The sequence below is a fragment of the Pseudovibrio sp. Tun.PSC04-5.I4 genome, from assembly GCF_900104145.1.
Taxonomy (GTDB): Bacteria; Pseudomonadota; Alphaproteobacteria; order Rhizobiales; family Stappiaceae; genus Pseudovibrio.
Genome location: NZ_FNLB01000006.1, coordinates 4,162,293 through 4,184,448, shown reverse-complemented (window position 1 = coordinate 4,184,448; position 22,156 = coordinate 4,162,293). Strand labels below are relative to the sequence as shown.

Here is a 22,156-nt window from a genome sequence, read left to right as displayed (position 1 = left end):
TTGCTAAAATCCAATCGACGCAAAAAACACAGCAAATATCCCATCAACTACGATGACCATGAAAATAGATTTCACAACAGAAACAGTTGTATGCCGACCAAGAGACTCGGCTGATCCTTCAACTTTCATACCTTCCATGCATGCGATCAGGCCAATAATCAACGCCATAAACGGAGCCTTGATGATGCCGACCATAAGCGTATCAAGCGTAACAGCAGCTTGAAGTTGAGTAACATAGGAATCCGGCACAATATCCAGATACCACCAGCACGTCAGGCCTGCACCTGCCAGAGCTGAAAGGTTTGCCAAAAACACCAGAATAGGAAGTGCCATCATCAACGCCACAAGACGAGGCAAGATGAGCACCTCAGTTACACGCAAGCCCGTCACCTGAAGCGCATCAATCTCTTCGCGCATCTTCATGGAACCAAGCTCAGCGGTGAACGCGGACCCGGAGCGCCCTGCGACCATAATAGCGGTTAAAATGACACCAATTTCACGTAGCACCAGAATGCCGGTCAGGTCGACAACAAAAATCTCCGCCCCAAATTGCTTCAGATAAAAGCCGCCTTGCTGCGCAATAATCCCGCCAATGAGAAAGCTCATCAGACACACAATTGGAACAGCGCCCATACAGGTACGCTGGAACTGAACCGCAATGGAAAGAGGCCGCAGTCGTCTCGGGTGTGTGGTCGCGGCAGTGATCGTGGCGGTAAGCTCACCCAACATAGCAAGGACATCACGGATATCACGACCCAATTGCCGTGTCGCCTCGCCCGTTGATTCCAGATAATTTACGATTGAGTTACTACGAGGCTCGATTGTTGGATTGTCAACTTCCCGCCGATCAACCTCTTTGAGCAGGATATCATAACGCGCATCCTCATAGAGGAACTTGACGGACCGCCCCTGCTCCGTCTGTTCAATTTGAAACCGTTGTAACAGCCAGGCTCCAGCCGTATCCAGAAAACTAACCGCCTTTAAATCCACATGAATTGCGGATTTGGAGAGGTTGGAAGCCGCCTCATTGATGAGTTTTTCGCAAGTAGCACCCTGCCGTATGCTCCATGCACCTGATACCGTAACAAGGAGTGACGCTCCGTCTTCCTTGGTTATCAGGCCCGGCGCTTCCATTTGTTCAGTCAGATTCATAATCGGAACCCGCGCCCCCGTACGCCAAAAATCCTATTGATCCTATACAGGCTTCTGTAGTCTGTCGTCTAGTATTCCTCATTCAAGCACAACTACAAGTACAACGGGTAGGAACATGTCTATTTCTAAACCATACCTATTATTTCTTGGGGACGTAAAAGACGAGTTGGCAGCAAAAACTGCTCACGGCGTACTTGATTGGCGTCCCGACTGGTGCCTTGGCCAGATCACTCTGCCCGGCTGTCAGGCCCACACCTCCCTGCCGGAGATGACAGTCTCAGAAGCTTCCGAGGCTGGCGTAAGAACCATGGTCATTGGCTGCGTTAATGCAGGCGGCGTTCTTCCAGATCATTGGATTGCCACCATTGTTGCGGCGTTGAATGCAGGTCTGGACATTGCGGCAGGTCTGCATATCCAGCTCGGCAGCATTCCCGCAATCGCACAGGCCGCTGAAAAGAACGGCGGCACACTGCACGACCTGCGTTTCACGGATGTGTCATTCCCCACGGGCAAAGGTGAAAACCGCTCAGGCAAACGCCTGTTAACAGTTGGCACAGACTGTTCTGTTGGCAAGAAATACGCAGCTCTCGCCCTCCAGCAAGGCATGGCAGATCGCGGCTTGAGCTCCGACTTCTGCGCCACCGGTCAAACCGGCATCCTGATTGCAGAGCGCGGCATAGCAATCGATTCAGTCATCTCAGATTTCATCTCGGGCGCCGCCGAACATATCAGCCCAGCAACCAAAGATGACCACTGGGATGTAATTGAGGGACAAGGCTCGCTGCTTCACCCTTCCTATGCTGGCGTATCCTTAGGCCTGCTACACGGCTCCCAACCAGACGCGTTTGTGGTTTGTCATGAACCAACCCGCGCCACCATGCGCGGAGTGGCAACCCCGATTCCGACCATTCAGGAAATCATCGACCTCACAATCCGCTTCGGGAGACTGACCAATCCCGATATCTGCTGTGTGGGTTTGGCTATCAACACCATGATGCTTTCACAAAACCATGCGAAAAACTTGATTGCAGAGTTGAGCGAAGAACATAGACTACCCGCAACCGATCCTGTCCGTTTCGGGACTGATCCAATCATCGACCACATGTGTGCGGAGTTTAAACTGGTTTGACCTGTCGCCTTTCCATTGAAGCAGAAACCTTCCCAATTGCCGGGAGTTTTACAATTGCCCGCGGTTCCCGAACCGAGGTGAACGTTGTCGCCGCCATCCTCAAACAGGATGGCATTGTCGGGCGCGGCGAATGCGTGCCCTACCCGAGGTATGGTGAAAGCGTTGCGAGTGTCTCCGAACAAATTATGGCCGCACAATCTGCTATTGAAGCCGGAGTGTCCCTAAAAGAACTTCAGGTTCTCATGCCCGCAGGCGCTGCAAGAAACGCCGTTGATTGTGCCCTTTGGGATCTGACGGCCAAGCGTCAGGGCACAACAGTTGCCAAACTCGCCGGAATCAACACACAGAAAGTTCTGGAAACCGCCTATACCATTTCCGTCGGTACACCGGAAAAGATGGCAGCAGATGCAGCCAAAGCGGCAAGCCGTCCGCTGCTGAAGGTCAAACTAGCTGGCGATGGGGATGTGGAGCGCATAGCTGCTGTTAGACAAGCTGCACCAAACAGCAAGCTGATTGTGGATGCCAACGAAGGCTGGTCAGAAAGCAATCTGGAAGCCAACATCAAGGCGTGCCAGAACGCGGGCGTTGGTTTGGTGGAACAACCTCTCCCGGCAGGTAAAGACGGCATTCTGGCGGAGATCAAGCACCTCATTCCGATCTGTGCAGATGAAAGCTTGCACACCTCAGCAGATTTAGAATCGCTGCGGAACAGGTATTCCGCCATCAATATCAAAATCGACAAGACCGGCGGCCTGACAGAAGGTCTAAAGCTGCTGCGCAAAGCCGAAGAGATGGACTACGTCATCATGGTTGGCTGTATGCTAGCCACATCTCTGGCCATGGCCCCCGCCATGCTACTGGCTCAAAATGCAGAATTCGTAGATCTGGACGGGCCACTACTTTTAGCAAAAGACCGGGACCATCCAATCCATTTTGAGGGCAGTTTGATGCATCCGCCCTCCCCATTGCTCTGGGGGTAGCGGCAAACCTCTCAAAAATGCAAAAAGGCGGGACCTTCAACAGGGCCCGCCTTTTCTTTAAACATATCGATCCGTCTTAAGCGCGGCGATGCACCATCAAAAGCACGAGAACACCCGCACCGCAAATCGCTGCCATCAGATAGAATGCATAAGCCTGATTGACCTCGTAAAGCCAGCCACTGGAAATACCGCCCACACCCATCACGAGACCAAGGGCAGTCTGCGCCAGACCCTGTGCCGTTGCCAATCGCTTGTCAGAGACCAAAGTTGACAGGTAAGCCACAAGGCCGAGGAAAACCATTCCAAAGCTCGCGGCGTGCAGCAGTTGCAGGGTCATCGCTGACCATATCTCTGTCGCATACGGGAACAAAATCCAGCGAATGAGGCTTGCCAATCCACCAGTGATCATCAATCCCCACGCTCCAAAGTGACGAAGGAAGAATGTACCACCAAGGAAAATACCGATCTCGGCCAGTGTACCCAGCGCCCAAAGGCCACCAACAACAGTATCGCTGAGGCCCACAGAAAGCCAAAAGATGCTGCCAAAGGAATAGAGAGCCGAGAAACTTCCCAACAGAAGGCCCGATGCCAGAATAACCAGCAGGAACTGCGGATCTCGAAGTTCCTTGGATTTCCAAACGCTCTCCTGTGTCGTGCTCCGACTTTCAGAAGGCATACCGGGAAGCATCAATGCAACCACGGCCAGCAAACCCAAACTTCCCACAGTTAAAAACAACAGGTCAGCAGGCGCGCCAAATGACAGGTACCAACCACCAATCAACGTGGCGACAACAAAGGCGGCAGAGCCCCAGGACCGCATGGGACCATAATTAAGGCCACAGGTATTTACCGCTTCATAGGCATAAGCATCCTGAAGTGGTTGAATCGGCACGTAGAAAATTGAGAGAAAGAACACCATCCCCACAACGACCCAGTAATCGCTGGAGTAAATCAGCACCAGAAACGAGAGAAGACAGATAACGCTAAAAAGCGCCATGGAATGGCGGCGGCGCCCGGCCTTATCCGAAATACTCGTCATAATTGGAGTTGCGAACACCCGCACAATGTTTGGCAGTGCAATTACGAATGCAATCTGCACGGGAGTAAAGCTAATCTGCTCAAGGAACAGTGGAAAGTAGGCAAGGAAGAACGCATTCGCAAAATTGAATGTTGCGAACAAGCCACTAACGCCTGCGGCAACCCAGAATAGGTTGCTTGCTTTCCCTTTTGGGGAAGTAGTTCTGGGGCTGGTCATTGAAAAATACTACGAATGGGGTGGAGAGCATCCCAAAACTAAGCTGATAAGGAACACTCCTTGGACTTGTGCTAATAGGGACTATCCAAATCAATGTAAACCAATTATTAGCCATAGAATCTGTTATATAAACTTGTAGTATTTTCTTAATTAGTTGCGAAGGAGCCGTTTATGGCTGGCAAAAACCGAAAGGTCCTTTTGAGCCCCGAGGAATTTGATGCCATCGAGAGTGCACTGTCGGAAACCGACCGTGGCCGCGCGTTCCTACACGACCATATAGCAAACAGTCGTTCGGTGGAATCCGAGCAACTCCTTGAAGCTGTTCGCCGGTTGGAAAAGACGCTGGTTGAACGCGAGCTGCCTTCAGAGATGGAAAGCTACCGCCTCCATACCTACGAAATGTTTGAGGCAATTGAGCGAACCAGAGATGAGATCTCCAAGATCAAGCTCGAAAATGCAGACAACAGCCGATTTTCTGCCGCCTCTGATGAGCTGGATGCCATTGTTTCTTCAACTGAAAATGCCACACAGACCATTTTGGAATCATCTGAAGCCATTCAGGACCTGACAGATAAACTTCGCGCTTCTGGTGCAGAAGATGCTCCATGTGATGCTATTGAAGAAATGGCCATGGAAATTCTGATGGCCTGTTCCTTTCAGGATCTAACAGGCCAGCGCATCAACAAAGTGGTCAAGGCTCTTCATTACCTTGAAGGTCGCATCAACAAAATGATCCGCATTTGGGGCATTGATCTAGACGATGAGAACCGCGAGCGTCCTCAGATTAATCTTGATGAAGACCCTCATGAGGAAGACGAACGCCACATCGACAAGCGCCCGGATGCACATTTGCTAAATGGCCCGCAGATGGATGGCGATGGCGTTGATCAGGCTGACATTGATGCGCTGTTTGGTGAAGCGCCTGCCTCTGCGGATGAAAAACTGAGTGAGAATGTTATCCAGTTGGCGGCTAATCCAGCAACACAAACCTCTCTGGAAGAAGACACTCACACGGCAGCTATAAGCTTTGAGAGTGAAGAGCTCATCGTTATACAGGCACCGCAAAAAGAGCAGGAAATACCTGAAGTTGCAGCAGAACTGCCTGTTAAACCGATTGCGCTGGAAGTTGAGGAAAGCCCTATTGAAATCGAAGGGCAATCTCCACCTTTAACAACGCCGCCAAGCAGCAATGCAGACCCTCTGCATCACCTGTCTACTGGAGAGCGTCTGGCTCTCTTCTCGTAATTCACCAAGACTTTAAGCGGGCGTCTTTTCGCCCGCTGCATACTGCGTCAAGGCCCGCTCAAACACAGCTGGATCAACATTTCCACCAGAGATTGTAAGAACGGCTGTTTTACCTGCCAGATCAATTTTCCTCGACAGGACAGAAGCAAGCGCCACAGCTGCACCTGGCTCCACCACCAGTTTCAGCTCAAAATAGGCAAACGCAACAGCATCCATTGCCTCGTCATCGCTAACACTCAGCCCTTTGGCTCCGCGCCGTCTCAGAACAGAAAAACCCTTCTCACCCGGCATTTCAGTTAGAACTGCATCGCACACAGAACCACTCAGAGCGGAATTGGCAACCCGCTCACCAGTCTCTAAAGATCGCGCATAATCATCAAATCGAGCAGGCTCCGCCGTGTAGATCTGACATTCTGGCAAGAGTTCTTCCAGCGCCAGAGCAATACCGCTGGTGAGACCACCACCGCCCGTACAGCTGATCAATACATCTGGCGTAACACCCAGAATTTCGCACTGTTCAGCGATCTCCAATCCAGTTGTGCCCTGCCCGACAATCACACCACTGTCATTGTAAGGATGGATAAACGTCGCACCACGTTCTGCACAAATCTGCTTGGCGATCCCTTCGCGGTTTTCTCGTTCTCTGTCGTATAGAATGACCTGTGCGCCCAATGCTTTGGTCCGCTGAATTTTCAAAGCAGGCGCATCTTCAGGCATTACGATAACAGCCGGAAATCCAAGAATTTTCGCGGCAGCAGCAACACCCTGCGCATGATTACCGGAAGAACATGCAACTACGCCAGCTGCACGGTCTGCCTGCGGAATAAGAGACAGACGGTTGAAAGCACCACGGAATTTGAAAGATCCAGTCCGTTGCAGGTTTTCTGCCTTCACATAAACCCGACCATTCACGTGTTCATCCAAAACGGGAAAGTTCAACAAAGGTGTCAGGCTTGCAAAGCCCTGTATCCGCGCTCTTGCTTTCTCAATCTCGGAAAAGGAGAGCTCTACGGGATTGGAAACATCAAAAGACATCGGAACCTCAAGGCATTAGGAAATTGAGGCCAAACATAGCACGCAAATTCACATCGTCCTTGAGTATTATTTAACCCTCACGCAGAGATCAGCTCAACCATTCAGATGATTTCCAACAGAAGTGCTTGCAGAAGAAGGTCCCTGCCGAAAGCCAACAGGCAAAGCTGGATTATACGCCTGATCTGCGTTTGCCAAGAACTGTTCAGCGCTTGCCCGCCATGTATACCGCAAAGCGACATCCCGGCAGTGTTCTCGCGAAACTTCCAACGCTTCCAGCGCTGCAATTTGCAGGTCTTTGTTCAACACGCCCGCCCCGCTGTTTCCGATCACATCAATCGGCCCCATCACAGGGAACGCGGCGACAGGCGTTCCGCAAGCAATCGCCTCCAGCAGCACATTGCCGAATGTATCGGTTAGACTTGGGAACACAAAAACATCTGCGTTGGCGTAGTACTCAACCAGCTCATCCCCTTCTTTAGGGCCAGTAAACACAGCTTCAGGATAAGCCTTTTGCAGTTCTTCCAATTGCGGACCACCGCCAACAATGATCTTGGTTCCCGGCAGGTCCAGCTTCAAAAACGCTTCAATATTCTTCTCAACAGCCACACGTCCCACATAGAGGAAAGTAGGCCCAGATAGAGGAGATAACCTGTCGGTCTTCAGAGGACGGAACCGTTTATGGTCGACACCACGAGACCAGCGCATCAAGTTCTCAAATCCACGCGCACGAAGTTCAATCTCCAACGTATTGGTGGCCACCATGCAACCCTGCCCGCTGTTGTGAAACCAGCGCAGCCACGAATAACTGAAGGATAACGGTACCGGATACCGCGCCTGCAAATACTCGGGAAACCGGGTGTGGTAGCTGGTGGTGAAGACACGTCCATCTCGCTTGGCAACCTGCCGCGCCATCAGCCCCAGTGGGCCTTCAGTGGCAATGTGTAGATGATCGCAGTCAAAGTCCTCAATGAAGTGCCGCACTCTATGAGGCAGTGTCAAACTAAGCCTGATCTCCCCGTACGATGGCATAGGAACGCTTTTAAAGGACAATGGGGTCAGAAACTCAACCCGTATACCCATCTGCTTCAATTCTTTCGCCAACCGCTCCAGCGAGCCAACAACGCCATTGATCTGCGGCTTCCATGCATCTGTGACAATCAGAATTGAGCTCATGCTGCCACCTGACGACCAGTCTCAGAGCCATCCTCAATAATAGCGAGGGCATTCCCTTCACCCCAATGGATAACCTCAAACGTTCCGTCGAAATGTTCCGCAACAGCGGTGCAGCTTTCAACCCAGTCACCCGTATTGATGTAATGAATGCCGTCACTCTCATGATCCGCAGCATGGTGAATATGCCCGCAGATGACCCCATCAACACCCTGACGTCGTGCCTCGGAGGCTAATGTCTTTTCAAACTTGCCAATAAAGTTGACCGCGTTTTTGACCTTGAGTTTCGCCCATGCAGACAAGCTCCAATAGGTCAGCCCCATTTTCCGGCGACCGTAATTCAAAACTGTATTGAGATTGAGCGCGGAGACGTAAGCCCAGTCCCCCAAAAACGCGAGCCACTTGGCATGACGCACAACAACATCAAACTGATCTCCGTGAATGATCAGGTACTTTTTGCCATTGGCACCCTCATGAATGTGTTGTTCGACAACTTCGATGCCGCCAAAATAAACGCCGAAGAAATCCCGCAGGAACTCATCATGGTTGCCCGGAATGTAGATTACCCGCGCTCCCTTACGAGCTTTACGGAGCAGCTTCTGCACCACATCATTGTGCAATTGCGGCCAATACCACGACCGCTTCAGACGCCACCCATCGATAATATCACCGACAAGATAGACCGTCTCGGCATCGTTATTTTTCAGAAAATCCAGTAAGAGATCCGCCTGACAACCACGCGTACCAAGATGTACATCGGACAAAAACAAGCTCTTGTAGTTTTTACTGTTGGAATCCCCGGTCACCATATGCCTCCGGAATAAGAAAACGTTCATTTCTTTTAAAACGATTCACAAGAAACAAATATGACAGCGTAGATATACTGGAACCGCGCAGCTCCTTGCTCCTATCCCTGTTAATATAACTCTACGAATATTAGGGGATGCCAAACCAAGGCTCTGCAATTCAATTCAATATTCCTTTCGCTTGCTAAGCTTGATCCTTACTGGTTCAGCAGGCAAAGACACAGTAGGATGCCTCCACGATTTATCCAGTTGAAACAATGGAATATTCAAATGCACTTAGGAATTAACGGGCGCAAAGCGATTATCTGTGCATCCAGTCGGGGTTTGGGACTGGGCACAGCAAAGGCTCTGGCCGAAGCGGGTTGTGATCTTGTCATCAATGGGCGTAATGAAACCCTGCTCAACCAGATTGCACGCGAACTTTCAACCGCACACAATGTTGCTGTCATTCCAGTCGCGGCAGACATCTCCACACCTGAGGGTCAACAAGCTGTTCTGGCTGCCTGCCCCAAACCAGATATTCTGATCAACAACAATGGTGGTCCGCCACGTAAAGACTTTAAGGAACTGGATAGGGAAGCCATTCAGGCTGGCATTGTCCAGAACATGATCACCCCGATCGAACTCATCAAAGCCGTCATTGAAGGCATGGCTGAGCGCCGCTTCGGCCGCATCGTCAATATTACATCCATGTCTGTTAAAATGCCGATTGAAGGGCTGGATCTTTCCAGCGGAGCCCGCGCTGGCCTGACGGCGTTCCTCGCAGGTGTGTGCAGGCAGTACACACAATACAACGTCACTATCAACAACGTCCTGCCCGGCAAGTTTGATACCGATCGCCTCAAAGGTGGGTTCGAGCGTCAGGCACAGCAAACTGGCATTTCCTTGGAAGAAGCCAAGCGATTGTCTTCTGAAGAAATACCAGCAAGACGCCTTGGTCATCCTGATGAGTTCGGCAATGCATGTGCATTCATGTGCTCTGCGCACGCTGGTTATATAACGGGCCAGAACTTGCTTCTGGACGGCGGTCTATACCCAAGCGCTTTTTAAATCACAGCTTAACACCAGCGCGGCATCACTAACCTAGTAAGTAATCCTCAAAGCCGCGCTGAGAATATCAATATTCGTGTCATTCACAGGGCCCTGGATCGTGATACCCTCATAAAACGGATGGTCTGGATTGATATTGATGTTGCTGGCTTCAGGGAAGATATGCGTATAACCAAAATCGAAAGAAAGCCAATCCTCATAAAAGTAACTCAGTCCAGCACTTAACCAGAAGCGGTTGGAATCTGGTAAGCGTGGTGTCCGGTTCGCTTCATCAATCGGCGACCACTCATAAGCTAATCCGAAACGACCTGTTATATTCTCGGTAAAATCATACTCGGTTCCCAGGGCGATCAAATAGCCATCATTATACTGGAACGGAAGTTCCGTCACCACATCACCGCTTAGATTGAAGACTGGGAAAGTTCCAAACCGCGACCAGTGCGTCCATTCAAACGATCCGAGGGCACGCCATTCCGTATTGAGCTCTTGCTGGAAGGAAACACTCACAGTTTCAGGCATGATTATATTCGCGCGAATTGGTGTCGGCGCATCCCCTCCAACAACAAGTCGTCCTTTGAGATTATGCTCTACAGGAGAACGATAGCCAATGCCCAACTGGGTTCCCTTCCATGGCTCAAAGAGCGCTCCAACAGTCGCCCCAAAGCCAAGATTGTAATCTTCTCCACGCAGCTCAGCTGTCGGCGACGCCGCCGCAATAGGGGGAACACCTGTCGCAGACTTTAAGCGCACCTGAATGTACTCGAGCTGAAGTCCTGCTCCGACCGAAAATTTGTCCGTCACCTGAAACGCAGCCATTGGCGTTACATTCACAGAAAACACGCGAGACGATCTGGCATAAACCTGCCCGGCCCATTCAATATCTGGCTTAGTCTCAAGTCCATAAGGCGCGTTTGAACTAACGCCTAGGGACAACCGGTCATTCACTTTCCAGGTACCGTATCCAGATGGCAACCATGCATTAACCCCAACATCACCGGAAGAATATGGAACGCCAGTCACAGGAATGCCAAGAACATCAATAGTGGCATTATCCAAGTCAATAGTTCCTCGCGGCAGCACAAAAGTCTGCACAGTTTCACTTTGCACACCATCATGGGCCGTCATAGTGGAGGGATTCCAGTACATACTGGAGAGGCTTTTGGTTGCCGTCGCATGCCCTGCAAATGACATTCCCTGAAACCAAGAGGACTGTTCACGAAGGGCAAAAGCGCCAGCAAGCGCACTAGAACTGAAAAGGATAGTTGAAAGAGTTGCTGCTACAGCAAAGGGAATGGTTCTGGTCATGTACGGTACTTTCTGTTTCTAATACAGCAAACAGCAGCGCCATGATCAAACTACGAGTTACTTTTTGATTCGGCCCTCTCTTACATTTCTAAAGATATTAAATACTTGTTGCACTGGTATTTTTTAGAACAAATTTCGTATTTTCATCATTTACCAATAATAACTGATAATTTTTTAGTATACTCATCAGCATTAAATGCAGTTTATATACAATATTTTCTGTGACAAACCTTATGAAATACAAAAGGCCCTCCAAAAAAAGGGCCTTTCATACAAATCACCAAACTATTTACTAGCTTCTTGCCGCTATATTCTTACCAAGAGAAAGAGAACTCCAGTTTGCTAAAGCCTGCTGAGCTTCACGATAACTCTCAAAGATCTTACGAGCCGGCTTGTCCTTTTGCGTGTACACATCCAGCACCTCTTCAGAGGTTGCTTTCAGCGTTTGCAGCACTTCTTCTGGGAACTCACGTACCGTCACGTTATGTTCACTCTGCAGTACATCAAGGGCAAGTGCGTTTTGCGCATTCGCCTCCGCCAGTGCCACATCCGCTTCAACACGGCACGCTTCTTCTACAACACTTTGCAGCTCAACGGGAAGACCAGCCAACGCCACTGCATTGACAATAGCTTCACCTGTACCATTAGGCTTATTGAAGCCCGGACCGTAGTAGTTTTTAACGAGCTTTTGGAACCCAAGAGCGCTGTCACTCCATGGACCAAGGAACTCGACACCGTCAACCACACGGGTCTGCAAGCTGGTGAAGATCTCCGCAACAGGAATATTGACTGGCGTCACACCAAGACGGCGCATCACTTCCCCGCCCAGACCAGACATCCGAACTTTCTTGCCCTTCAAGTCATCCAGAGTTTCAATCGGATCACGATACCAGCCCGCCATAGTTGGGCCAGTATTCCCACCCATAAATGGTTTAACGCCAAAGGGGAGGTAAAGTTCATCCCAAAGGTCCTGACCACCCATCTGGTCAATCCAGGCTGTATGCTCATGCGGCAACATACCAAAAGGAACAGTGGTAAAGAAAGCAGAGCCCGGCATCTTACCGACCCAATACATGGAGGCTGAATGCCCCATCTGAGCCGTATTGCTGGAAACCGCGTCAAACACTTCAAACGAAGGAACAAGCTCACCAGCGGCATGAAGGCGAACGCGTATACGGCCATTGCTCATGAGGTTGATGCGATCACAAATGCGTTGGGCAGACATACCCGGGCCCGGTAGATTTTTCGGCCAGCTGGTCACCATGCGCCATTCAATGGTAGGAGCAGCCTCTTGCGCCAGTGCCGGTGCGGCCAATACAACACCGCCTGCGGCAACCCCACCAGCAAAGCTTAGAGCTTGACGGCGTGTCAGAAATTGTTCTTTTTTATTGGTCATCAGGACCGCCCTTTGTTACTTAGACCAAAATTCATGAAAGTGGTGCACAGGCCCATGGCCTTCGCCAATATCCAGCGTGTCCGCAGCTTTGATCGCACGACTAATATAGTCTTTCGCCTCGCCAATCGCAGCGCCCAGCTCCAACCCTTTGGCGAGCCCGGCAGCAACAGCAGAAGACAGGGTACATCCTGTCCCATGTGTATTCTGCGTATTATAACGAGGAGCCGTATACCACTTTTCCGCCAAATGTGTGAGGTAAAGATCGTCACAGGTGTCGCCCGACCCATGTCCCCCCTTCAACAACACACCCTTAGCACCCATCTCCAACAGAGCTTTCGCCTGCATCAGCATATCTTCTCGGGAGTGCGCGACGGGTTGATCCAGCAACAAAGCCGCTTCCTGCATATTTGGCGTAATAAGATCCGCCAATGGAAACAACTTGTCCTTAAGGACTGAAATCGCTGAGTTTTGTAGCAAAACATCCCCGGAGGTCGCCACCATCACCGGATCAAGAACGACGCGCTTAACGCCATATTCCGTCAGCTTTGTGGCAACCACATCAATGACTGCAGGTTGAGACAACATCCCGATTTTGACAGCATTTACCTTAAGGTCAGAAAAGACCGCATCAATCTGCGCACCAACAAACTCCGGCGGCACATCATGGATACCGCTTACGCCCTTGGTGTTTTGAGCCGTTAAGGCGCTCAGCACGCTGGCGCCATAAACGCCAAGGGCTGAAAACGTCTTCAAATCTGCCTGAATACCAGCTCCGCCACCTGAGTCTGACCCAGCTATCGTGACTGCAATTGCACTCATCCGGCCAATTCTCCACTCTTATTCTTAATTATGTCCAACTTCACATGCTGCCCAAATTGATCAGCATTGAGCCCATAGATGCTATCGATAAAAGCTGGCGCGAAACTTCCCGGACCATTCGCATTGGCTGCGGCAAGTTCGCCGCAAACCCCATAAATGGCAAGGCCCGCCAACACTGCCAGCTCTTTATCAGGCTCAACCGCTGCAAAACCGGCAAGCACACCACCAAGTGCACAGCCAACAGCCGTCACCTTGTCCATAAACGGATGACCATTGCGCACAAGCCAAGCCTCATCCTTACCAAGAACAAAATCCTCTACCCCAGTACGCGCCACCAATGTTTGCGCACCAACACAGAGTTTAAGGCTATCAAGCTCAGCGCTATTGGCTTTCAGGATAGAAATGTTCTGCTTTAGGATATCCTGCGCAAATTCCAATCGGATGGAAGAACGGTCCACTTTCACGGGGTCAAGCACAACAGGAATGGAACGCTCTACAGCCACATCCAGCGCAAGGCGAATTCCATGCCGGCGTTTCCCATCCAGTGTTCCCAGATTAATCAACAAGCCATCAACGCCAGCCGTGAAGATCGGGATTTCATCATGGGAGGATGTCATAGACGGTACGATGTTACAGGCCAACATCACATTTGCGGTAAAATTTTGCGCAACTGAGTTGGTAAGGCAATGCACACGAACACCGCGCTCACGCACGGTTTCAAAAACCTGCCATAGGTCCTCTGTTTTATAAGCCATCTCGCTTGCGCTCCCTCTTCCTAAATCGGTGGGAACGACACTACAGGTAATCATCCCAATTCCCTCCGCCGGCACAATCCGGATCAGGTTCTAGGAGTTGGCACAGTTGCCTCTCAGCCGTCATCTTAAAATCCGGCACCCCCATTGGTGAGTTATTTTGCTAGCAAACCGGACTCAGAACTGCAAGAGAAAACACGCAGACACCTCATTGAAGCAACTGGGGGTAGATCTTTCTTAAAAAACGCAAAAGCTTGCAAGAATACGCAACTTCACCGCAAAATGCCCACAAAACCACGCAAACTCAAAATTGAGCTTACGGGACAGAAGGATAGCACTATTATGATTCCGTTCTTTGTGAAAATTAAGTGCCAGTTGGGCAAAACCTATCTGGTCGCCAACGCCATTGCGGATGCGGAAATCGCTTCGGAAATTTACTCCACCTCCGGCGACTATGATCTACTGGCAAAGTTTTACATCAATGACGATGACGACATCGGCCACTTCGTCGCTGAGAAGGTTCAAGTCTTTGAAGGCATTCAGGACACAAAGACCATTATCACCTTTAAGGCATTCTAAATATTAAAGAAAACAGGCGGAGCAACATCAATCCGCCTGCTTCTGATTTACGAAATACTTAGCCTTGAGCCTGCTGAAGAGCGCTCCAGACCTTCACCGGTGTTGCAGGCATATCCACCTCATCAAGACCGGCATTCTTCCGAAGCGCATACATCACTGCGTTCATCACAGCAGGCGCTGCTCCAATAGATCCAGCCTCACCAGCACCTTTAATGCCCAGCGCATTTGTCGTCGACGGAACATTGTTCGTCGAGAAGTCAAAACTCGGCAAATTATCAGCACGCGCAATATGATAGTCCATATAGGATGCACTCAGCAGCTGTCCGGTTTCGTCATAAACGGTGTTCTCATACAACGCCTGCGAGATCGCTTGCCCAGCTCCGCCATGCACTTGTCCGGCGAGTAACATCGGATTCACGGTCACACCGAAATCATCAACGATTACATACTTTAAGATCTCAGTCTTACCGGTTTCCGGGTCAATTTCCAGCTCACAGATATGAGTTCCGTTGGGATATGTACACTCATCCTGCATCACCTTCTCAGCTGCACTCAACTGTTCAGGTAAAGATCCGGCAATATCAACAAGACTGATCTGCTGATCAGTCCCGACAACACGAACATGCCCATCTTCAAGTTCAAGATCAGCAACACCAACCTCTAACTTCTCACTGGCTATCTCTTTGATTTTACGCACCAAAGTTTCAGAGGCAGCTTTCACAGAGGTCAGTCCAAGCGGAATACTACGCGACCCGCCAGTACCACCACCAGTCCTCACCCGGTCCGTATCACCTTGAACCATCTCCACCTGATCCAGTTGCAAACCCAGTTGCTCGGCAACAACCTGACCATACGCCGTCGCATGACCCTGCCCATTGCTCTGCGTTCCAATCAACAATGTGACCGAGCCGTTTTTGTTCAACTCCAATGTTGCTTCCTCGCCGCCAGCAAACGCACAGGCTTCAACATAGGTCGCCATACCAATACCGCGGTACAGCCCATTCGCTTTGCTTTCTGCTTCACGCTCAGCAAAACCAGCATAACCTACTGTTTCCAAAGCCTTTGTCAGATGGACGTCGAACTCTCCAGTATCATACATCCGGCCCAGCGCCGTTGTGTAAGGCAAAGCTTCAGAACTGATAAAGCTCTTGCGGCGGAACTCAGCCGGATCAACACCAGTCTCAAACGCAGCTTTATCAACAAGCCGTTCCAGCACATACGCAGCTTCTGGACGACCAGCACCACGGAACGCATCAACGGGAACAGTGTTGGTGTAAACCCCTGTCGCTTCAACCCAAGTACCGGGGATATCATAAAGCCCGGAGGTCATCGTGATGCCGATAGAAGGAATACCCGGACCAAACTCGTGCAAGTAAGCTCCCATATCCGCGATGACATGAACCTTAAGCCCAATCATCTTGCCATCCGCATCAAGCGCCAGCTCAGCTTCTGAAACGTTGTCACGCCCTTGTGCATCAGACATGAAATGCTCAGTGCGCTCCTGCAGCCATTTTACAGGCCGCCCCAACCGCTTAGCGGCAACGAGGCAGAGCGGATACTCAAGGTAAGTGAACATCTTAGTGCCAAAACCACCACCCACATCCGGCGTCACAACACGCAAATCTTTGGGATCAATGCCGAGGATATTTTTGGTAATGAGGTCACGCATACCGTGACCACCCTGCGTCCCAGTCGTCAGAGTGTAGCGTCCGCTTTCATTATCAAACTCACCAATACAGGCACGAGGCTCAACGGCGTTGGAAACCAAACGGTTATTGACGACCTTGATTTTGGTAATATGGTGCGCTTGAGCAAAGCCCTCTTCCATGGCGTCCTTGTTGCCCATGCCAATATGGAACGCCTTGTTTGTTCCATGTTCCGGCCACACACAAGCAGCGTTCTCATCCAGAGCAGCTTCACACCCAATAGCTACATCAAGATCATCGTAATCAACCTCGATCACTTCAAGCGCAGCACGCGCTTGGTCAATACTATCGGCCACCACAAAGGCGATAGCATCTCCCACAAAGCGAACAGTGTCAGAACACAATACTTCACGGTGGGGAACCCAGTGCCTTGTTCCATCCAGCTGCTTAAGCACTGCTTTACAAGGGATTTTGTTGATTCCCTCCAGATCAGCTGCAGTCAGGATGAGGTGAACACCTTCCATGGATCGCGCATCATCCACGCCGCTCAATGTAATTTTTGCGTGTGCAAGAGAGGAGCGGAGGACAACGGCATGTACCGCACCCTCAACGGATATATCGTCGGTGTAATGGCCTTGCCCTGTAATAAAGGCATTGTCTTCTTTACGACGCACGGGAGCGCCAATTCCAAATTTAGGTGTCGCAACCTGATTCATAAAAACCTCAAAACGCCGAAGAGCAGCAGAAAACTGCCATCTCCCAAATACAGCAAATTACGTATTACAAGAGAACCTACAGCGGATTTCATCACCTGCAAGTCTTTTCTAAACTCAAAATTCAACTCAACTAAGGCAATTGGCGCAGGCCAGATACGCTTTAAAAACAGCAGTAATCCAGTAATTTTAAGGTAAATTGTTGCCAGTGTCTTCGCGCTTACTGTCGAAACTCTCAATCGCATTGGTGTTTTTGAAATTGACCAAACAGGGAACATGGGGTTATTTATAACTTACACCCACCTGTTCTCTGTTGCTTTTAGCGCTTGCTCTCATCAAAGCGCCCTCTGCACCTGACATAGTGTCCGGTCCATTTCCCCTGCAACAGGGCAGCTTCGAAAGCAGTTACATGCCTGTTCCTTCAGCGAAGTCTGAAGACAGCTCAACAACTGCTGCGTTCAAGATTAGGTTTTCCAAAAAATGGCAAAGCCTTTCAAACAACACACGCGGCATCTGCTGGGCTCTTCTGGCTACTTTTCTCATGGCCATAATGAGCACCATAATAAAACTGCTTGGCGATCGTATGCACGTCACTCAAATTCTTATGTTGCGCCAGTTTTTTATGCTGATCATCTCAGCACCGATCATCATCAAGGGCTTTCCGGGCTCCATTAAAACGCAAGCACCTCTGCTACACTTGGGCCGTATCCTGCTGGCCTCTGCAGCAATGTACTTCGGGTTCACAGCCGTCATTCACCTACCTCTGGCAGAAAGCACCGTGATTGGGTTTGCCAGAACGTTCTTCATCACCATTTTCGCGGTCTTTTTCCTCAAGGAAGTCATTGGCATCCATCGGATTTCAGCGACAGTGCTGGGCTTCATTGGCGTGATGATCATCGTCCAGCCCGGCAACGGCGCAGCGCTAGGAACCTACAGCCTCATGGCTATTCTGGCCTCAGCATGTGCTGCCATGGTGGGCATTATCCTGCGCAAGGTCACTCAACTGGATAGACCGATCACCATCCTGACATTTCAAGCCACATTCGTCGGCCTGATCATGGCGCCCTTCGGCATCTACTACTGGGTCTCGATTGAGTTCAATGAAGGTCTGTTGCTGCTGGCTCTTGCCGGTGTCAGCTGGAGTGCGCAAATGTGTAACATCCAAGCGCTCAGATATGGGGAAGCTTCCGCAATCGCCCCATTCGACTACATCCGCTTGGTCTACGCAGCTCTGATTTCCGTTGTAATTTTCGGCGTCTGGCCGCTATGGACAACATATCTCGGCGGCGCAATCATTGTTGGCGCATCGCTTTACACCCTGCACCGCGAAACAGTGTTGGGTAGGAAAGTAACGATGGGAACGGCACCAGCCAAAACCCATTAACGCGGTTACCCAACAAGTCGGCCCGCTCTAGACAAAGACCCCCCGCATCACTGCGAGGGGTTAATCTATCAATTAAGCTGAACCACTAGATACGCTCAGAATTGCGAGACTTAGAAGCTTCTTCCTCAACAAGTTCCTTCTTGGAGAGCTTACCAACCATGGTCTTTGGCAGCTCATCACGGAACTCAATGGATTTCGGCATTTCGATCTTGGAGATATGCCCTTTCAGGAAGTCCTTCAGGTCCTTCTCCGTCGAGCTTTCACCGTCCTTCAGTTTCACAAACGCTTTTGGGGCCTGCCCGCGGTATCCATCTGGAATTGCGATCACAATCACCTCAGCAACAGCTGGGTGCTGATAAAGTGCTTCTTCAATCACACGCGGATAAACGTTGTAACCGGAGCAAATAATGAGGTCTTTGATGCGATCCACAAGGAAGATGAACCCGTCTTCATCCATGTAACCAACATCACCGGTATGCAAGATACGACCATCTTCCAGCGTTTTAGCAGTCTCATCAGGTCGGTTCCAGTAGCCCTTCATCACCTGAGGGCCAATGATACAAACCTCACCCTTCTGACCTTTTTCGACAATCTTTTCCAAATCTTCCAAATCGCGGAACTCAAGGGTCGTTCCAGGCATAAGAACGCCGATGGAGCCGTCCTTGCCAGTTCCATCCATTGGATTGGCTGTCGCAACAGGAGAGCTCTCGGTCAAGCCGTACCCTTCCACCAGCACACAACCGGTTAGCGCTTCAAACTTCTGTTTCACTTCAACAGGAAGCGGCGCACCACCAGACATACAGTAGCGAATAGAGGTAAGATCATAATCCTTGGTCATCTCGCTGTTGTTAATCGCCGTATAAATGGTTGGCACAGCAGCAAACAACGTAGGTTGCTTCTTACCAGCTAGATCCAGCAATTCTTTCAGATCAAAGCGTGGCATCATCAGCATTTCAGCCGCACCCAGCACAGAAAGGTTCTGCAACACGGTCATCGCAAACACATGGAAGAAGGGAAGCACACAAAGTGTCCTTTCATACCCACGCTTCAACCCACCATAGTGGCTTTCCAACATCTCCATATTGGAGGTGATGTTATAATGCGTCAGCATTGCCCCTTTGGGAACTCCAGTGGTTCCACCAGTGTACTGCAGAACCGCAATGTCTTCCTTCGGCGAAATCTCAACAGGCGTAACACCTTTGAACAGCGCAAGAAGGGCATCGAACTTCACATGAGCGCTGTCCGCCGGAATTTTCGCAACGTTTTTGCGCTTGAACAGCTTAAACAACAGCTTTTTGGGTTGAGGCAGAATGTCAGCCATTGGACAAACAATAACCTTGTCCAGCGCTCCCTCCTGACGAACAGTCTCAACCTTGTCGTAAATGACCGAAAGATCCATGGTGACCATGATGCGAGCCCCAGAATCACGGGCCTGAAACGCAATCTCACGCTCAACATACAGCGGATTGAAGTTAACGATGACGCCGCCAATCTTCAAAACCGCAAAGTAGAAAATGGTGTAATAAGGCGTGTTTGGCAGACAAAGACCAACTTTGTCTCCCTTCTTCACACCCATAGTTTGAAGAGAACCAGCCGCACGCTCAACAAGAGCCCCAAGCTCGCCATAACTCGTGGTTTTACCCATGAAGTAGATGGCTGGACGATGTGCGTAGCCCTTAACCGTATCATCCAGATAGCTGTCGATAGTACGAACTGGAAATTCGACTTGTGCCTCACGACCTGTCGTCATGCGCAGATCTCCTCCCCGATTATTATTGTTCTTCTGAAGTAATTGGCAAACTTCCTCGGCATCAAGCCAAAGTTGACGCTTCCAACATACCAGAAAAACCTTACATCCCGATGCTTTGCACGGAATTTGCGTCAAGTTGACGGTAACGTCAACTCAGACATACGATTGACCCGCAATGTGACATTTTCCTCATGTACACTGACATTTTGTGAGGAAACTGAGAGATATCAACGCCCTGCTCTATTGAATGAGCTCAAATCGTGAGACGTCAAACAACCCAAAATCAGTGATTTTAAGGTGGGGAATAACGGGGAGAGGTAGAAATGCCACCTGCAAAAACGGCTCCGGAAGCACACAGCCCAGCGATTTAGCTGCGGCCCGGAGTTCCTCAAGACGCTCCTTCACCTTTTCAAATGGGTCCAAGCTCATAAGCCCAGCAAGCGGAAGTTCCATCTCTGCAAGCACGTCACTGCCTTTGGCTACAACAAAGCCGCCTTTTAAGGCAATACACCGGTTTACCGCCGCAGCCATTGCCTCTTCATCTGCTCCAACAACGCAGATGTTATGACTGTCATGTCCCACAGAAGAGGCAATAGCCCCGCCCGCCATACCAAACCCATTTACGAACGCCGTGGCAATGTTCCCATTCTTGCCATGCCGCTCAACCACTGCAACTTTGATTGCATCCTGCTCCAGATCGATTTGTGAATAGTTGTCTGCAACAGGCAGATCCATCTTCAAATGCTCAGTGATAATCAGGCCCGGTTTCACACCGATAACCGATGTCTCTCGTTGTGCAGGCACCACAAAACTAGCCGCACTCACTTGCTCCGCATGGCACGTATCAAGCAATCCGATTGGCTCAATCAGTTTCCGACCTGCAAACAGCTCATCATTGACCAGTCGACCAGCAGAAATAACGTCACTGATGTCACAGGTTTCCAGATCGTTCAGCAGAACGATATCAGCCCGCCAACCCGGAGCAATCAAACCACGGTCACGCAAACCAAACGCATTGGCGGCGGACCAACTTGCAGCACGGTAAACATCACGCGGTGCACTTCCATGACCAATCAGGCGCTTAATCAGGCAGTTGAGATGCCCTTCCTCGGCAATATCAAGTGGATTGCGGTCATCCGTACACAGAGCAACAAAGCTGGCGCGCTCTGGTGTTAACACCGGCGCAAGCGCATCCAAATCCTTGGAAACGGACCCTTCGCGAATGAGGATCGTCATCCCCTTGGAGATTTTCTCCAGCGCTTCCTCTGCAGTTGTTGCTTCATGGTCTGTGCGGATACCAGCAGAAAGATACCCATTCAGCGCCTTGCCTCGAACCAAGGGCGCGTGCCCATCAATGTGTTCACCCTCAAATTCAGCAATCTTGGCAAGTGCATTCGGATCACCTGCCAGCACACCGGGGAAGTTCATAAACTCCGCAAGACCGATGACGCTGGAATGATCCTTGAACGGTAGCAGATCATCAATATCCAACCGCGCACCACTCGTCTCAAACTCAGTTGCTGGCACACAGGAAGACAAGTTCACCCGCAAATCCATGATGGTCTCGAGTGAACTGTCGAGGAAATACTTAATGCCCGCCGCGCCCGTCACATTCGCAATTTCATGCGGATCACAAATCGCAGTCGTCACACCATACGGCAGAACACAGCGATCAAACTCTAACGGTGTTACCAGAGAGGATTCCACATGCAAGTGCGTATCAATGAAGCCCGGCACAGCAATCTTACCGCTGCAATCCACCTCGGTTTCACCACTGTAGGTATCGTATGTCCCGACGATCTTATCACCGCAAATGGCGATATCAGTTTTTGTCAGGCTTCCATCAATCACGTTGAAGAGTTCTACGTTCTTCAGCACCAGATCAGCTGGCACAGCTCCCTGCCCCTGATCAATGAGTGTTTTTAATCCAGCGACTTTATCCTGCCGAGATCCCATAGCACTTCTCCCTTTATCAGGAAGCGCGTGGACG

Annotated in this window: 18 protein-coding genes and 1 riboswitch; of the genes, 6 read left to right on the top strand and 12 right to left on the bottom strand. The window is 50.4% G+C overall.

Going from position 1 to position 22,156, the window contains the following annotated elements:
• Window positions 1-3: 3 nt before the first annotated feature.
• The gene (locus tag BLS62_RS24640; RefSeq protein WP_093187481.1) at window positions 4-1,152 is read right to left on the bottom strand and encodes an MlaE family ABC transporter permease; all 1,149 of its coding nucleotides are present in this window, start codon (window positions 1,150-1,152) and stop codon (window positions 4-6) included.
• 115 nt (window positions 1,153-1,267) lie between these two features.
• On the opposite strand from BLS62_RS24640, the gene dgcN reads away from it, so the two are divergent.
• On the top strand, window positions 1,268-2,281 hold the full coding sequence (gene dgcN / locus BLS62_RS24635) for an N-acetyltransferase DgcN (protein ID WP_093187479.1): 1,014 nt from the start codon (window positions 1,268-1,270) through the stop codon (window positions 2,279-2,281).
• Entirely contained in the window at window positions 2,278-3,261 is a 984-nt protein-coding gene (dgcA, locus tag BLS62_RS24630) for an N-acetyl-D-Glu racemase DgcA (RefSeq protein WP_093187477.1), read from the top strand. The genes dgcN and dgcA overlap by 4 nt, the downstream gene beginning before the upstream one ends.
• Before the next feature lie 76 nt (window positions 3,262-3,337).
• On the opposite strand, the gene BLS62_RS24625 is transcribed toward dgcA, so the two are convergent.
• Entirely contained in the window at window positions 3,338-4,441 is a 1,104-nt protein-coding gene (locus tag BLS62_RS24625) for an MFS transporter (RefSeq protein WP_208991081.1), read from the bottom strand.
• Window positions 4,442-4,687: 246 nt separating this feature from the next.
• On the opposite strand from BLS62_RS24625, the gene BLS62_RS24620 reads away from it, so the two are divergent.
• Complete coding sequence (locus BLS62_RS24620; protein ID WP_093187472.1) at window positions 4,688-5,761, top strand: protein phosphatase CheZ; 1,074 nt, start codon at window positions 4,688-4,690, stop codon at window positions 5,759-5,761.
• A 12-nt stretch (window positions 5,762-5,773) separates the two neighbouring features.
• On the opposite strand, the gene BLS62_RS24615 is transcribed toward BLS62_RS24620, so the two are convergent.
• From BLS62_RS24615 to BLS62_RS24605, 3 genes are all read right to left on the bottom strand, one after another.
• Window positions 5,774-6,796 (bottom strand): threonine ammonia-lyase, encoded by a 1,023-nt coding sequence (locus BLS62_RS24615; RefSeq protein WP_093187469.1) that lies wholly within the window; start codon window positions 6,794-6,796, stop codon window positions 5,774-5,776.
• Between the two features lie 93 nt (window positions 6,797-6,889).
• Window positions 6,890-7,969, bottom strand: coding sequence for a glycosyltransferase family 4 protein (locus BLS62_RS24610; protein WP_093187467.1), 1,080 nt, complete (start codon window positions 7,967-7,969; stop codon window positions 6,890-6,892).
• Window positions 7,966-8,775 carry a UDP-2,3-diacylglucosamine diphosphatase gene (locus BLS62_RS24605; protein ID WP_093187464.1) on the bottom strand — a complete coding sequence of 270 codons (810 nt, stop codon included), beginning with the start codon at window positions 8,773-8,775 and terminating at the stop codon, window positions 7,966-7,968. The genes BLS62_RS24610 and BLS62_RS24605 overlap by 4 nt, the downstream gene beginning before the upstream one ends.
• Before the next feature lie 267 nt (window positions 8,776-9,042).
• On the opposite strand from BLS62_RS24605, the gene BLS62_RS24600 reads away from it, so the two are divergent.
• A complete protein-coding gene (locus BLS62_RS24600) occupies window positions 9,043-9,822 on the top strand; it encodes an SDR family oxidoreductase (RefSeq protein WP_093187462.1) in 780 nt (259 codons plus the stop codon).
• A gap of 33 nt (window positions 9,823-9,855) precedes the next feature.
• On the opposite strand, the gene BLS62_RS24595 is transcribed toward BLS62_RS24600, so the two are convergent.
• The 4 genes from BLS62_RS24595 to BLS62_RS24580 form a co-directional block, all read right to left on the bottom strand.
• Window positions 9,856-11,127 (bottom strand): OmpP1/FadL family transporter, encoded by a 1,272-nt coding sequence (locus BLS62_RS24595; RefSeq protein WP_093187459.1) that lies wholly within the window; start codon window positions 11,125-11,127, stop codon window positions 9,856-9,858.
• Between the two features lie 292 nt (window positions 11,128-11,419).
• Window positions 11,420-12,523, bottom strand: coding sequence for a TRAP transporter substrate-binding protein (locus BLS62_RS24590; protein WP_093187456.1), 1,104 nt, complete (start codon window positions 12,521-12,523; stop codon window positions 11,420-11,422).
• 15 nt (window positions 12,524-12,538) lie between these two features.
• Complete coding sequence (gene thiD, locus BLS62_RS24585) at window positions 12,539-13,342, bottom strand: bifunctional hydroxymethylpyrimidine kinase/phosphomethylpyrimidine kinase (protein ID WP_093187454.1); 804 nt, start codon at window positions 13,340-13,342, stop codon at window positions 12,539-12,541.
• Entirely contained in the window at window positions 13,339-14,097 is a 759-nt protein-coding gene (locus BLS62_RS24580) for a hydroxyethylthiazole kinase (protein ID WP_093187452.1), read from the bottom strand. Before BLS62_RS24580 ends, thiD begins: the two co-directional genes overlap by 4 nt.
• Before the next feature lie 43 nt (window positions 14,098-14,140).
• A riboswitch (TPP riboswitch) is annotated at window positions 14,141-14,250 on the bottom strand.
• 186 nt (window positions 14,251-14,436) lie between these two features.
• Between BLS62_RS24580 and BLS62_RS24575 the strand changes: the two genes are divergently transcribed.
• Window positions 14,437-14,673 carry an Lrp/AsnC ligand binding domain-containing protein gene (locus tag BLS62_RS24575; protein WP_093189564.1) on the top strand — a complete coding sequence of 79 codons (237 nt, stop codon included), beginning with the start codon at window positions 14,437-14,439 and terminating at the stop codon, window positions 14,671-14,673.
• A gap of 58 nt (window positions 14,674-14,731) precedes the next feature.
• On the opposite strand, the gene BLS62_RS24570 is transcribed toward BLS62_RS24575, so the two are convergent.
• Window positions 14,732-17,035, bottom strand: a complete 2,304-nt coding sequence (locus BLS62_RS24570; RefSeq protein WP_093187450.1) for a xanthine dehydrogenase family protein molybdopterin-binding subunit — start codon at window positions 17,033-17,035, stop codon at window positions 14,732-14,734.
• A gap of 406 nt (window positions 17,036-17,441) precedes the next feature.
• Here BLS62_RS24570 and BLS62_RS24560 point away from each other — a divergent pair, with 406 nt between their 5' ends.
• Complete coding sequence (locus BLS62_RS24560; RefSeq protein ID WP_093189561.1) at window positions 17,442-18,416, top strand: DMT family transporter; 975 nt, start codon at window positions 17,442-17,444, stop codon at window positions 18,414-18,416.
• Window positions 18,417-18,501: 85 nt separating this feature from the next.
• Here the strand turns inward: BLS62_RS24560 and BLS62_RS24555 are convergent, their stop codons facing one another.
• Both BLS62_RS24555 and ade read right to left on the bottom strand, forming a co-directional pair.
• The gene (locus BLS62_RS24555; protein ID WP_093187447.1) at window positions 18,502-20,166 is read right to left on the bottom strand and encodes a long-chain-fatty-acid--CoA ligase; all 1,665 of its coding nucleotides are present in this window, start codon (window positions 20,164-20,166) and stop codon (window positions 18,502-18,504) included.
• A 240-nt stretch (window positions 20,167-20,406) separates the two neighbouring features.
• Window positions 20,407-22,122: an adenine deaminase gene (ade, locus tag BLS62_RS24550; protein WP_093187444.1), complete on the bottom strand. Its 1,716-nt coding sequence runs from the start codon at window positions 22,120-22,122 to the stop codon at window positions 20,407-20,409.
• Window positions 22,123-22,156 lie beyond the last annotated feature (34 nt).

What these genes read in the sequence shown, in the direction of transcription:
- ade (WP_093187444.1), bottom strand. Translation starts at nt 22,122, where the DNA reads ATGGGATCTCGGCAGGATAAAGTCGCTGGATTAAAAACACTCATTGAT.
- BLS62_RS24570 (WP_093187450.1), bottom strand. Translation starts at nt 17,035, where the DNA reads ATGAATCAGGTTGCGACACCTAAATTTGGAATTGGCGCTCCCGTGCGT.
- BLS62_RS24620 (WP_093187472.1), top strand. Translation starts at nt 4,688, where the DNA reads ATGGCTGGCAAAAACCGAAAGGTCCTTTTGAGCCCCGAGGAATTTGAT.
- BLS62_RS24640 (WP_093187481.1), bottom strand. Translation starts at nt 1,152, where the DNA reads ATGAATCTGACTGAACAAATGGAAGCGCCGGGCCTGATAACCAAGGAA.
- BLS62_RS24610 (WP_093187467.1), bottom strand. Translation starts at nt 7,969, where the DNA reads ATGAGCTCAATTCTGATTGTCACAGATGCATGGAAGCCGCAGATCAAT.
- BLS62_RS24595 (WP_093187459.1), bottom strand. Translation starts at nt 11,127, where the DNA reads ATGACCAGAACCATTCCCTTTGCTGTAGCAGCAACTCTTTCAACTATC.
- BLS62_RS24560 (WP_093189561.1), top strand. Translation starts at nt 17,442, where the DNA reads ATGCCTGTTCCTTCAGCGAAGTCTGAAGACAGCTCAACAACTGCTGCG.
- thiD (WP_093187454.1), bottom strand. Translation starts at nt 13,342, where the DNA reads ATGAGTGCAATTGCAGTCACGATAGCTGGGTCAGACTCAGGTGGCGGA.
- BLS62_RS24555 (WP_093187447.1), bottom strand. Translation starts at nt 20,166, where the DNA reads ATGACGACAGGTCGTGAGGCACAAGTCGAATTTCCAGTTCGTACTATC.
- BLS62_RS24580 (WP_093187452.1), bottom strand. Translation starts at nt 14,097, where the DNA reads ATGGCTTATAAAACAGAGGACCTATGGCAGGTTTTTGAAACCGTGCGT.
- BLS62_RS24600 (WP_093187462.1), top strand. Translation starts at nt 9,043, where the DNA reads ATGCACTTAGGAATTAACGGGCGCAAAGCGATTATCTGTGCATCCAGT.
- BLS62_RS24605 (WP_093187464.1), bottom strand. Translation starts at nt 8,775, where the DNA reads ATGGTGACCGGGGATTCCAACAGTAAAAACTACAAGAGCTTGTTTTTG.
- dgcN (WP_093187479.1), top strand. Translation starts at nt 1,268, where the DNA reads ATGTCTATTTCTAAACCATACCTATTATTTCTTGGGGACGTAAAAGAC.
- BLS62_RS24575 (WP_093189564.1), top strand. Translation starts at nt 14,437, where the DNA reads ATGATTCCGTTCTTTGTGAAAATTAAGTGCCAGTTGGGCAAAACCTAT.
- BLS62_RS24590 (WP_093187456.1), bottom strand. Translation starts at nt 12,523, where the DNA reads ATGACCAATAAAAAAGAACAATTTCTGACACGCCGTCAAGCTCTAAGC.
- BLS62_RS24615 (WP_093187469.1), bottom strand. Translation starts at nt 6,796, where the DNA reads ATGTCTTTTGATGTTTCCAATCCCGTAGAGCTCTCCTTTTCCGAGATT.